At 41.8% G+C, this 12,663-nt stretch carries 8 protein-coding genes and 1 pseudogene; 5 read left to right on the top strand and 4 right to left on the bottom strand.

Annotation, left to right across the window (positions count from 1 at the left end; genetic code table 11):
* Positions 1-17: 17 nt before the first annotated feature.
* Entirely contained in the window at positions 18-1,241 is a 1,224-nt protein-coding gene (locus OSC7112_RS21175) for a hypothetical protein (protein ID WP_015177822.1), read from the bottom strand.
* Positions 1,238-2,575: a flippase gene (locus OSC7112_RS21170; protein ID WP_015177821.1), complete on the bottom strand. Its 1,338-nt coding sequence runs from the start codon at positions 2,573-2,575 to the stop codon at positions 1,238-1,240. The genes OSC7112_RS21175 and OSC7112_RS21170 overlap by 4 nt, the downstream gene beginning before the upstream one ends.
* Positions 2,576-3,020: 445 nt before the next feature.
* Here OSC7112_RS21170 and OSC7112_RS21165 point away from each other — a divergent pair, with 445 nt between their 5' ends.
* Positions 3,021-3,944, top strand: a complete 924-nt coding sequence (locus OSC7112_RS21165; protein WP_015177820.1) for a glycosyltransferase family protein — start codon at positions 3,021-3,023, stop codon at positions 3,942-3,944.
* Positions 3,945-4,014: 70 nt separating this feature from the next.
* Positions 4,015-4,977, top strand: coding sequence for a polysaccharide pyruvyl transferase family protein (locus OSC7112_RS21160; protein ID WP_015177819.1), 963 nt, complete (start codon positions 4,015-4,017; stop codon positions 4,975-4,977).
* Between the two features lie 24 nt (positions 4,978-5,001).
* Here the strand turns inward: OSC7112_RS21160 and OSC7112_RS36035 are convergent.
* A pseudogene (locus OSC7112_RS36035) lies at positions 5,002-6,114 on the bottom strand (IS630 family transposase).
* Between the two features lie 148 nt (positions 6,115-6,262).
* On the opposite strand from OSC7112_RS36035, the gene OSC7112_RS40045 reads away from it, so the two are divergent.
* Positions 6,263-6,409 carry a hypothetical protein gene (locus OSC7112_RS40045; RefSeq protein ID WP_190274451.1) on the top strand — a complete coding sequence of 49 codons (147 nt, stop codon included), beginning with the start codon at positions 6,263-6,265 and terminating at the stop codon, positions 6,407-6,409.
* A 376-nt stretch (positions 6,410-6,785) separates the two neighbouring features.
* On the opposite strand, the gene OSC7112_RS21140 is transcribed toward OSC7112_RS40045, so the two are convergent.
* The gene (locus OSC7112_RS21140) at positions 6,786-8,207 is read right to left on the bottom strand and encodes an O-antigen ligase family protein (protein ID WP_015177817.1); all 1,422 of its coding nucleotides are present in this window, start codon (positions 8,205-8,207) and stop codon (positions 6,786-6,788) included.
* A gap of 205 nt (positions 8,208-8,412) precedes the next feature.
* Between OSC7112_RS21140 and OSC7112_RS21135 the strand changes: the two genes are divergently transcribed.
* Positions 8,413-9,885, top strand: coding sequence for a polysaccharide biosynthesis/export family protein (locus OSC7112_RS21135; protein WP_015177816.1), 1,473 nt, complete (start codon positions 8,413-8,415; stop codon positions 9,883-9,885).
* A gap of 150 nt (positions 9,886-10,035) precedes the next feature.
* On the top strand, positions 10,036-12,372 hold the full coding sequence (locus tag OSC7112_RS21130) for a GumC family protein (protein ID WP_015177815.1): 2,337 nt from the start codon (positions 10,036-10,038) through the stop codon (positions 12,370-12,372).
* The last annotated feature ends 291 nt before the right edge of the window (positions 12,373-12,663 follow it).

Here is a 12,663-nt window from a genome sequence, read left to right as displayed (position 1 = left end):
CTTCGACTCTACTTTTTTTAGTAGTCTTCAACATCTGAATTAACAAGATCGGCAGTCATCTGCGATTTAAATTTAAACCACTTCTGAAGCATCACAGCCGCTATGAATGCCAGTGTATCATTGCTAGTCTGATAGGGCAAAAATCTATAGCGAAAACTAGCCATTCTCGGGTCACTTTCTTGGTATAAAATATCTTGGGCAAAGTTCCCCCAACGCTCATCTATCAAATCAATTGTCATACCAGCATGAGCCGAAGGTAGCAACATATTAGAGCCGTGAAGACCAATTACTAAGCGGCTTTGTGAATAAACACGGCATATTTCCTTTTCAACTTTTTCATTAAAACTATCCACTCTGTAATCTTCAATCCATTCTGGGAAATTAGTTTTTGTCCCCAAACCAGCTACTGCAAATTTTGCTTCTGGTAATTGCAACCTGATTTTCTCAAATAACTGCTGAATTTTAAAATTTTGCAATGGCAATGCCCTTTCTCGTTGATTTAGCTTTTTCAGAACTCGGAACAGCCCACTGTTAACTAATAAACGATCTTCCCGCCAAATAAAAGTAATTCTTGTTTCTGTTTCTGGTTCATTAAATTTGTGTTTGGGAACTCTAGTAAACCGCGTGATGTCAAACTGACTAGGATGAGAATGGGCTTCACTGACATAAATTTCATCAAAGCGTTTAGTTTCTTCCTCAACAAACTCGGCGAAGCTAGGATAGTAAGTTTGACCATTTTTTAAAGAAATAGGTACTGTCCAGACTTCTGCAACTTCATCAGGAACCATCCACCTTAGAAATTTAGGAACTATCACAACTAACCCGCAGTCTGAGTTGCATTCTAAGTGCCTTTGTGCATTTAGCAACTTGAGCAGAGAGTGACCATAAAGATGATCGATACAGTTTAATATAATTACCCGCTTGCAGGGTTTAAAAATCTCTTTTACAATCTCAAGTTTATCTGGTTGAGGATTTTGGAGCGAATTGAGTAATGGTTTGCCTAGCCATTCTTTTGTGTTAGCAACTTTTGCAAAAACTTCACCTTTGTTTGTATCAACTTGGACAGAGTTTGTGACTCCATGACCTACTCTCAACTCGTCGATTATTTCGCTGCCACATCCCCCGCACTTACAGTCCAGAAGAATATGTATCCCTTGCCACAAAATATTTTTGGGATTGAGTTGCGTCCCGCAATAGGGGCAATTGGAGCGCTGTTCGATTTTAGGTTTAATTTGAATCACTTTACTAATCCTCTGATTCTACAAGCTGCCTTGTATAAGTTAAGGGATCGCCAGATGAAATTTGCGAAGGGGCGCAATTCCTTAATCAGGAAATTGACTAATATAATCACGTAAAAATAAGTTATCAGAGTAGCCATTGTTGCTCCAAAAGCTCCATACTTTGGAATCAGCCAAAAGTTCAACGCTACATTAAAAATAGAGCCGACTACAGTCAAGTAAAGACCGTAGCGCAACTGAGCTTCTATGTTCAAATATGTACTCCGTGCTACTCCAAAGTTACTGCCAAATTGGGCCCAAACATATAGTGAGAGTACCGCTGCTGACTTCGCATAGTTTTCACCGTAAAGCAGATGCACTATCCATGGAGAAAGTAATGATATCGGTATGGCCACTCCCAACCATAAAAATATCATAATATCCGAGTAAATTTGAAATTTATTTAGATATTCTTCATAATTTGTCTTTCTCAAATTCGCTAGTTTGGGAAAAATAGAGCTTGATAAAATCATCGGCAAGAAATCGCAGATTTCAGAAATTTTAACAGCGGCAGCATAATAGCCCAGTTCAGCATTTTTATTCATCGCACCGAGCATGATCTGATCGGTTTTTGAGTACAGATAAATTGCCAATCCCGATAAAATTATCGGCCAACTCTCTGATAGCAGTTCCTTAGACCGATCCCAACTGAATTGCCAATCCTTAATTTTATTGCCAGTAAGCTTATAAAAATATACATAAGCCATTCCTACCAATGCTACCTCTGCCAATCGAACCCAGGCGAAGGCAAGCAGGGGGGCTTTAATTGTCACTAACCCAATTCTGACAGCAGCAACTAAAAAACATACCGAATTTTTAGCCAACACTGTATATTTAGACTGGATTTGGGACTGAAACCAAAAATTTATAGCCTCAAAAGCATTAAATATAGTTCCTGCTGCGATGATACCTACCAGCCACCGAGTCAGAGTGTCGTTGGGCTTGAGTAGCGCAATCACGGTGACAGTTAACACCAAAGTGATGCAGCCACCAGTAAATTGCAGTCCGAAGGCAGTTCCCAGGGTTTCATTTTTGCATTCAGGGTCGCGAGCGATATTCCTCACTACCAGAGTACCCAAGCCCATAGTTGCTACCGAACTAAACAGCGACACAAAGGCGATCGCGTAGTTGAGCAATCCAAATTGTGTGGGACCAAGATAGCGAGCCACCCAAAGGCCTACAACCAGACCTAGACCCATCTGCAAGATTTGGTCAGTGAACAGCCAAGCTATGTTGCTGAGTACCTGGCGCAGACCCGGACCAAGCTTTTGACCTATACCAGCCAACTTGTCTAACATCGGCAATTTAAAAATTTTACCAAAAAATAATACATTTTTTGAACTTTTTGCAATCTAGCCAAAGTAGTAATGATTTATAGTATATCATAAAGATTAGCACTTATGCAGGATTTATACCAATCACCCTAACTACAACTTTTATCACTATGTATTCTAAAATTTCAAATACCCTACGATTCGTTTAACCTAAATGAGTATTATTACTCGCTTAGGTTAGCTCATTTGCTAGAACAACTGATGAGATTTGTAGGTAGGGTTTAACCTAACTCCTATCCCTACAAATCCAAAGGTGAAAGTATAATCCCTAGTTTACTGGGTATGATCCACTATGCTAAAGCAGGATTAAAAGGCAGAATAGAACTACTGAGAGCCAAACTTGGTAAATGTTGAGCAAGCAGTCTAGGCGTAGTGAAAACAAAAAGGATGATAAGTTGGAGTTTAATATATGAAAACACCTGTGGCTTTTTTTGGATTTAATCGCCCTCATACAACAGAGAGGGTATTTGCAGCGATTCGGGAAGTTAAACCGCCCAAACTTCTACTTGTGGTTGATGGACCACGCTCTGATAAGCCAGAGGAAGCTGAAAAATGTGCTGAGGTAAGAGCCATAATTGAAAAAGTGGACTGGGATTGTCAAGTTTATAAAAATTATGCTGAGGCTAATATGGGCTGTAAGCACAGGGTAGCTAGTGGGTTAGATTGGGTATTTAATACAGTAGAAGAAGCAATTATTGTGGAAGATGATTGCTTGCCAAATCCATCTTTTTTTCATTTTTGTGAAGAAATGTTGGATTTATATAGAAATGAACCCAGGGTAATGATGATTAGTGGGACTAATTATTTGGAGGAATGGAAATTAGATCGGCAAAGTTATCATTTCTCTTATTATGGAGGTATTTGGGGCTGGGCTTCTTGGCAGAGGGCATGGCAATTTTATGATATTAATATGCAGGCTTGGATCAATCCTGACGTGAAAGCAAAAATTAAAGCTATACTGGCTGATGAGGCTCAGTATAAAATTAGAGCGCGGGATTTGGAAAATACTTTTCAGGGTAAGGTAGATACGTGGGATTTTCAATGGAGTTTTGCTCGCTTGGCTCAAGGGGGCTTGTCGATCGTGCCTTGTGTCAATTTGGTGGCTAATTTAGGTTTTGGGTTAGAGGCTACTCATACTGGAACTCTCAATAAGGAAATAGCAGAAATGAAACAATTAGATTTAAAGTTTCCTCTTGAAATCAATGATAATCTGATGGTCGATCGAGAGTACGATCGATTAATGTTTGAAAAACTATTTATCAGCCATGAGAGTTTGATTAATAAGGCGATCAAACACTTAAAAAAAATCCCCGATAAACTCAGGTTCAAATGATTTTTGCCAATCCTAATGAAATGATACGAAATGTCACTGTCAACTTACTCAACTTAATGAAAAATAGGCTATGAAAACTATCTCAGTCTTGGATACCTCAATCTGTAGCTCTAATTTAGGAGACCAGATCATTATGGATTCAGTGAATAGCATTTTATATGAGATGTTTCCCGATCGACTATTTATTAATTTTCCTACCCATGATGTCATATCGAGCGATTCTTACCGCTTAATGAGTAAAAGCAGTTTAATTTTTGTCGGTGGGACTAATTTATTGTCCTCTAACATGAACTCGTATAATCAATGGAAGGTCAGTTTAATGGACTCTCTATTTATTACAGATATTACGCTAATGGGTGTGGGATGGTGGCAATACCAAAATCAGCCTAATTTATATACCAAAATTTTGTATAAACGGCTATTAAGTAAAAAATATCTGCACTCAGTGAGAGACAGTTACACAGAAAAACAGCTCAAACTGATCGGGATTAATAATGTAATTAATACTGCTTGTCCTACTATGTGGAAATTAACAGAGGAACATTGTGTCCAAATTCCTCAAGGTAAAGCAGAGTCAGTATTAGTTACTTTTACTGAGTATAATCAAAATCCTAGTTTAGATAAGCAGTTAGTGGAATTACTGAAACAGGAATATAAGTTAATTTATTACTGGACGCAACAGCCCAAAGATTATCAGCACATGAAAGATATATGTGGCGAGGGAGCAATTTATCTTAATCCTAGCTTATCAGCTTTAGATATGGCTTTGTCTCAGTATCCGGTTGATTATGTAGGGACACGATTACACGCTGGGATTAGAGCTTTACAATATAAAAGGAGAACTTTAATTCTGTCAGTTGATAATCGCGCTACAGAAATTTCTAAAGATACTAATTTGCCAGTCGTACAAAGAGATGATTTAAACAGTGTGGCTAATTGGATTAATGCTAAAGAAGAAACTTTAGTAAAAATCCCTTTAACAGCCATTAATGAGTGGAAAAAGCAATTTTTAGCGACTGTCAATAATTATTAGCTAACCTGTTAAGCTGTTGAACATTTAAACTGTGATACAAGCATTACCCTTATTTTTGATTTTGCGACCCCATTTAATTATTAATTCTCCTTCAGTTAAGAGGCGATGCAATAAATACTCTAGCTCTTCAATTGATGTAAAGAGTCGATTGGCAATATATTCTTTTGTCGAATGCCATACTAATTCAATTAAGTTATAGTCTGGGCTGTATTCGGGGAGAAATTCTAAATGAAGATTAGGCATTTCTGTTTCAATTATTTTTAGGTACTCTTCTTTCTTATGAAAACTAGCATTGTCCAGAACAATCACTATTTTCGCTCCTTTTTCAGCCAATTATGAGGCTTGATTACCTGTTGATACCCATTCATTGATTAGCTCTTCATAAAAGAGTTTTAGCACTTGATAAAAATTATATGAATTGCCTTTCTTGAGGAACTCTACCCACCTTTTTTTATCCGAATTCCTCACTCCTCCCATTATATTAACTCTGCCTTTCCTTCGGTCTCCTCGGACTTTTTTTCGGCTGCCTTTCTTACACCAGTTCTTTCTGATGGTGACTCTTAAACTAAATCCACTCTCGTCCCAAAACCATACCTGTAAACGTTCTGGCGATTCTTTTTCTCTTTTTAAATATTCGGCTATCTTTATTTTAAACGCTGTTCTTTTTTCGGGATTTCTCTTTGACTCCCAACTATACTTAGCCCAGATGTAAACATACTTTTTTTGCTTTAATATCCTCCGAACTTGTCCTCCACTTAATTTTATTCCTGTGGATTCCTCTAAGTATGTTGCTAATCTCTGCGCTGTCCATCTTCCAAATTCATATCCTAATTCTTGAGGATCTTTCTCTATAGTTTCTAATAATATCTCTATATATTTATCTGTAGCTTTTTTGTGATTGCCCTTCATTCTTTCATCTATTAGACTTTCTAGATTGTCGGGGTCTCCCTTCATACACTAATAAGATACTTTGTTTACTGAACAACCCAAAAAATCAGCGATTTTAGATTGAGTTTTACCGTCATTGAGGAATAACAAAATCAGAATTCTTTCTATTATATTTGCCTTTTCTTCCTCTTTTAAGGCTTTCTGTAGTTTCTCTATTTGTTTGGAATTGAGATGGTTTTTGGCTGGCATTTTTGTATTGATTGACTAAACTATTTTTTTATGATACCTATTTAAAGGCACAACAGCTTACGCATTTAAACTGTATATTCTAGCAAGCGAGGACGCTTAGACTGCAAGGATTTCACGGTTACCCAATAACCTATTTAGATGCTTAATTATGAAAGTATTAGTGATTAATACATCGGATATTAGTGGTGGAGTGGCGAGGGCTGCTTACCGTTTACATGAAGATTTACAAGGTCTAAATGGGGAGCATCCCGATTTTGCAAGTGCGTCAGTTGTTTTTGCAAGTGAGGCAAGGTAAAATGTTGGTAACATTTATTTTTGGGATAGGCAAGTGTGTAACCATTTTGCTGCCTATCTTTTTTTACCATAACTCGGCTGAATCTTTACCCAGTCAGGATTTTGGGCGGGTTGTCACCCCTTTAGGTCTACGTCTTAGCTTTCATGTCACCCCTTCAGCTTACATTCAGGACATTCCATTGGTTTTAATTCTCGGTTGATGTTTTTTGTTACTCTCGATCGCTCTCTATCATACCTCAATCCAGCAACGCCGATTTTCAGTGTTTAGAAAATATAAAGGCGGTTGTGGAACGCTTGGCTATCGAGCAAAATCAGACTGGTCAGATGATATTATCGCACAGCTTGGCACATCTTCGATCCGCCCAAGGAACTTTACTTCAGTCGACAGTGCGAGCTACAGAAGGCCTTTGAGGGTTGCTGCTGCTAGTGTTGGAAGTGTTACTAGCATTGTCTATGGCAAGTCTAACTGTCAACATTACATAACTCAGCCAAGCATTTGCGATTCCCACGATCTGAGCTTCTGTAATGTTGCTCATAATAATAGACACCAGAAAACAAATAGGCATTCCCGCGTCTTCCAGGTTGCTACGACTCAAATACCGGACTGCGTAAGCCAAATTAAGAAGCAGGGAAATCATCATTAAGATTAATCCCGGCCAACCGAAGGCTAACAATATTCCGATCGCGCCATTGTGAGGATTTTTAGGTTGAAATCCATTAGAAGTATAAATAAAATAAGCAGGAGTAGCGGGGCCTAACTTATCTTGTTGAAAAAATCCCTCGTATCCGTAGCCAAACCAGGGACGCTGATTGGCCGCAGCTATTAACTGCGGCCAGAATTCGGTCCGCCCAGTTAGAGTCAAGTCCTTGCCTAACCCACCTACAACAATATCCTCTAGGTTGTCTACTACAAAAACCGTCATAATTATGCTGACCACCAGGAAACATATAATCGCAGTAAATGCCCACTGAAAAGTTAATTTTTTTATAAAGTTTAGTGAGGACACTGCAATTATTAATATGATAGTAATCACTAGAGCCGCTCCCGACTTATTAGCTCTCACCAGGTAAAAAGAAAAGAACATCATTCCCAAAGAAATCCAGCGTTCTTTCTGAGTTTTAGCTCCTTGAAAATAATGCAAATACCAAAATGCCGTACATAAAGCTAGGACTCCACCGAGAGAATTTTTAGCTTGCGTTAGGCCTACAAAGTCGCCTGCTCCCGGTGGTTTCATTATAAAACTTGCCAAACCCAGTGCCGTGTATCCCCACCGCCAAAAACGAGATAGATCATGCCATTTATATTGCGCGGCTAAGTAAAATCCGAAAGCAGTAAATGCTGAAAAAGCTAGGCCTGCTCTTAGCGTTACGTCAGGAACTAGAGACCATAATGTAGACAGTGATGGCAGTAATATGTAAAGTAAAAAGAAAGGATTCACGATCAATACTTTGGCAAAAAAATCTATAAACTTGCTACCAAAAGCTTTGACCCGAGAAAACAAAATTAATACTATCCACGGGTAAAAAAAATAAGGTAGCATACTTAAAATACTGCCAGATGTATCTTGCAAATTAGTAAGATGCAAGTAATTAAAAGGAGGTTGTGTGAGAGAGGGAGAGATGAAAATATAAAAATAAGCAAAAGTTTTTTCTAAAGCCAAACCTATTTTTTTGCTACTGGACAATTGAAATAATAGCAAAGTCGCGATGGCGATTATAGCAATTAGCATCCATATAAATAAAGAATTACCTAAAATCAGCTCTTTCAGCATAGCCGCTTTAGACACTGGTTGATTCATAATTGCTTTCCTTTATCAAAAACAAGCTCAAGTAATCTAGATAGAAAATATAGCCGTCAACCCGCAACCACGCTAACACAGAAATTAGCCCTAAAGCAAAAATACAGCAACATTTTTTCGGCTAGCGCTTAAAATAATCAGCTTTTTGCCCAGCACTAAAAAGGCTACACTTATATAAATCATAGTCAATAAAATTAGGTGGCTTATGGTTAACACCAATTTTCCAAGACAGATAGCCCCGTCGTTTATGGGTGTTGTCTTGTTTGCTTCCACTGTCATCACCGACGCCAGAAGCAGCACGGCACAACTTCCCATCCCGCTAGGTGCAGAGCAAGCCCAGACCGTTGCGCCCGTTAGGCGATCGCCCGAAAGCTATAAACTCGGTGGTGGCGATCGCATTCAACTAGAAATACTCGAAGTACCCGAACTCAGCCGCGGCTACGAAGTCCTTTCCGACGGTTCAGTCAACCTGCCCCTGATCGGCTTGGTCTCCGTCCGCGGCCGCACCTTAGTAGAAGCCACCAACATCATCCGCAACGCCTACCGCCGCGTCCTCAAAGACCCCATAGTCACAGTCAGCCTCGTCGCCGCCCGCCCCCTCAACGTCGGCGTCATTGGAGAAGTCACCAGGCCCGGAAACTTCACAATTACCCTAACTCCCGGCCCGGGAGCCGCGCCGAGTGTCCAGTACCCCACCGTCACCCAAGCGATCAGACTCGCAGAAGGCGTCACGGGTGTCGCCGACATCCGCAACATCCGCGTCCGCCGTCCCCAACGAGACGGCCCCGATCAAGTGCTCAACGTCAACCTGTGGAAATTCTTGCAAGAAGGAGACATCTCTCAAGACCTCATTTTGCAAGACAGAGACACAATCGTGATTCCCACAGTCGCCAACTTCAACCAAGCAGAAGCTCGTCAATTTGCGACGGCCAACTTTTCGCCACCCCCAGAAAAACCTCGATCGATCTCCATCGTTGGCCAAGTCACCCGCCCAGGGGCTTACGTCGTCATCGGCGGCAACACCACAAACGACCTCAGCCGCGAAGGTTTTCCCACCGTCATCCGGGCCATTCAGCTAGCTGGCGGCATCACGTCGGATGCCGACATCCGGCAAATCCAAGTGCGGCGCGTCACCAGAAGAGGCGAACAAATTATCCCAGTCAACCTGTGGCAGTTCCTAGAGTCCGGCGACGGCGCCCAAGATACCATCCTCCAGGAGGGAGACACGATCGTCGTGCCCAAAGCTACGATCGTCAACCCTGCAGAAGCTGGTGTACTCGCGAACACTAACTTTGCCCCCGTCGGCATTAACGTTTTTGTAGTAGGAGAACTCAGAACATCCCTCGATCCCTTGAGGCTCCCAGCTAATGCCACACTGAATCAAGCTTTAGTTTCCAGAGGATTTTTTGGCTACGAGAATACCAGAGCTAGAAGAGATAAAGTTGAGCTAGTCCGCCTCAATAACGACGGTACAGCTACTAAACGGACGATCGAAGTCAATTTAACTCAAGGAATTAACGAAGAAACCAATCCTCAACTTCGCAACAACGACATGATTATCGTATCTCGCAAGGGTCTCGTCAATTTTGTCGATCGCATGAACGCTGTAATCGGACCTGTCGGGCCAGCTACGGGAGTGTTAAATTTTATAAACGCTCTCCGGTTTTTATTCAGGTAAGAAGGTGGCGGGCGAGGTGGATAATTCCTGGCAAAGGCTAGAATAAACTAAACAATAAGATTACCCAGCCGCGACCTGGCCGCTTCAAAAATATCAACCTCAAAAATATCAACCTCAAAAATATCAACCTCAAAAATACCCTTGCTGAATATGGATAGCAGACAAGATTACCAACCCTTCACACCCAAATCGAACGGCAAACTGCGGGAGTTATCTGCTCAGAACTACAGAGATCACTTCGTAGAGGAGAGAGAAGAAGAAAAGCTAGACTTGTCCTGGCTCTTAGGCGTCGTGCGCCGTCGCTTCCCGGTCATGGCAGCAGCCACCATTGCTTTGAGCGCCCTGGCAGGAACTGCGATCGTCGCCACTTCTAAAAGCATAACTGTCGAGTATGAAGGCTCCTTTTCCCTGTTAGTAGAACCAGCCACGGCTGAAGGTTTGCAATCCAAACTATTAAACAACACCCAAGCTGCCGACTTCGCAAAAATTAATATAGAAGGAATTAGCCTACTAGACTACGAAACCCAAATTAGGATTTTGCGAAGTCCCAAAATGATGCAGCCAGTGATTGATGAATTGCGGGCTTGGTATCCCAAAATGAACTATAGCGAACTGATCTCAAAAATGTCGATCAACCGCATCAGCTACACGAAAGATGGCAAACAGCAAGGCACAAAAATTTTACAAGTTCGTTACAAAGATGCAGATAGAAAAAAAATTTACGGCGTATTGGATAAAATTTCTAAAGCTTATCTAGATTACAGCTTGCAGCAACGGCTGATGGGCATTAATCAAGGTATTAAATTTATAGATATGGAGATGCCAAAGCTCCGAGAAAGAGTGGAAGTTCTGCAACTGCAAGTCCAAAGACTGCGGCAGCAGAGCAACTTGTTTGAACCTCAGATAGAGGGAAAATCTCTGTCGGAACAAGTTCAAAGCATTCGGGGCAAGCAAGTAGAAATTAGAGTTGACCTAAAAGGGATGCGAAACCTCTACCAAAGCTATGAAAAACTACTCAACGAAAATAATCCCCAGGGGCTGCTGATGACCCAAGGACAAGCTTACGCCGGACTCTTAGGTCAAATTCAGAGAATAGACTCGGAATTGTCATTAAAATTAGCTCAGTACAGAGAAGACAGTTTGCCAGTTTTAGCGCTGCGAAAAAGTCGGGAAGAACTGATTTTAACCGCCACTCAACAAGCAAGAGAAGTGGTGATGGGAAATTTAGAGACCCAAATCAAAGAAGTTGAAGCGCGCGATCGCGAAATGACCGCTTCGCAAAATGCTCTCAACCAAAAAATTAGAAACTTTTCAGTCACAACCCGAGAATACGACAATTTACAGCAGGAACTGCAAGTAGTTACTAAGAGTTTGTCGGACTTCTTGGCAAAACGAGAAGCCTTGCGGATCGATGCGGCTCAGCAGCAAATCCCCTGGGTGCTGATCAATCCTCCGGAAATTCCGCGAGACAAATTCGGCAACCCTCTAACAGCTACCGTCAAACAAACCAAAAAACAGTTAGCGCTGGCAGTAATTTTAAGCACTCTCCTGGGCATAGCCGTCGGCTTGCTCGTAGAGGTACTAAATACTGTGTTCCACACTCCAGAATCACTGAGAATCGCCACAAGATTGCCAATACTCGGGGTGATTCCGTTTACCAAAAAAGTCAAGCGCAGACCGCCAGCCAGACAGAGGAAACTAACATCGGCTCGATCGAACTCGAAAGTGGAAGTAGTCGAACCGGGCGAAGCTAGACATACTGGTCCGATGAGCGGGGGACCGAGTATTTTGAGCGACTTGGACTATCAATTTTTAGAAGCATTTCGATCGCTATACACGAACATTCACTTGCTGAGTGCAGGCACGGCAATTCGATCGCTCTTAGTCGGCTCAGCCGTAGCCGGAGACGGCAAATCTACAGTAGCTTTGCACCTGGCAGCCACAGCAGCAGCAGTCGGACAGCGAGTATTGTTAGTAGATGCTGATTTGCGCTGCCCGCAACTGCACGCTAAGTTAGGACTGCCAAACGTGCGCGGGCTGGGCGAGGCCATCTCCACAGATCTCAGCCTCAACGACGCGATTCAACGAGCCCCGAACCAAGAAAATTTGTTCGTACTCACCGCAGGCCAAATTCCCCCCGATCCGATCAAGCTTCTTTCTTCCAAAAAAATGCAGTATCTGATGGAGCAATTTCAAGCATTTTTTGACTTAGTAATTTATGACACCCCGCCACTAGCAGGCTTGGCAGACACCCACTTGATCGCAGCTCACACAGACGCTACGATTATGGTCGTCCAAATTGGGCAAACAGACCGATCGCAAGTTCGCAAAGTTTTAGAAGAATTAAAAATTTCTGGAGCTTCCGTCTTGGGAATCGTTGCTAACGGCTGCAAAAACACCGGTCAGACCTACCGCCAGCGCCCGGTCGTTTTAGACACGCTCTACGACCAAAAACTATCGGCTTTAGGTACGCAAAATCCTAAGTAGACAAAAAATGTTGATGCAGGCGGCCGAGCGCCGCCGTCCTCAACCGGAAACGCACAACCAAGCTATACCCTCATTTTTTAATATGAGTACCATTCGAGAAAGAAAATGATAGACTAACGGACATAGCCTCCTGTGTCAACCGAGATTGCGCGGATCTTTAAATTTTGCGGTAATTACTCAGAAAATGATTGAGAAATCAGCAAAAGTGGGTAAACTAGATTTAGCAGAGCGCAATCTCAATCAGGAAAAAACACCTTTGAAGGTGAACGTTAGTGTAAACGTTAATGAGAA

The sequence above is a fragment of the Oscillatoria nigro-viridis PCC 7112 genome, assembly GCF_000317475.1.
GTDB classification, from domain to species: domain Bacteria; phylum Cyanobacteriota; class Cyanobacteriia; order Cyanobacteriales; family Microcoleaceae; genus Microcoleus; species Microcoleus nigroviridis.
Note: the sequence above shows the minus strand (reverse complement) of the source record. Positions and strands in the feature narration are given on the sequence as shown.

Excerpts from the sequence above, each read along its gene's own strand:
- OSC7112_RS21170 (WP_015177821.1), bottom strand. The coding sequence starts at position 2,575 with ATGTTAGACAAGTTGGCTGGTATAGGTCAAAAGCTTGGTCCGGGTCTG.
- OSC7112_RS21165 (WP_015177820.1), top strand. The coding sequence starts at position 3,021 with ATGAAAACACCTGTGGCTTTTTTTGGATTTAATCGCCCTCATACAACA.
- OSC7112_RS21160 (WP_015177819.1), top strand. The coding sequence starts at position 4,015 with ATGAAAACTATCTCAGTCTTGGATACCTCAATCTGTAGCTCTAATTTA.
- OSC7112_RS40045 (WP_190274451.1), top strand. The coding sequence starts at position 6,263 with ATGAAAGTATTAGTGATTAATACATCGGATATTAGTGGTGGAGTGGCG.
- OSC7112_RS21140 (WP_015177817.1), bottom strand. The coding sequence starts at position 8,207 with ATGAATCAACCAGTGTCTAAAGCGGCTATGCTGAAAGAGCTGATTTTA.
- OSC7112_RS21135 (WP_015177816.1), top strand. The coding sequence starts at position 8,413 with ATGGTTAACACCAATTTTCCAAGACAGATAGCCCCGTCGTTTATGGGT.
- OSC7112_RS21130 (WP_015177815.1), top strand. The coding sequence starts at position 10,036 with ATGGATAGCAGACAAGATTACCAACCCTTCACACCCAAATCGAACGGC.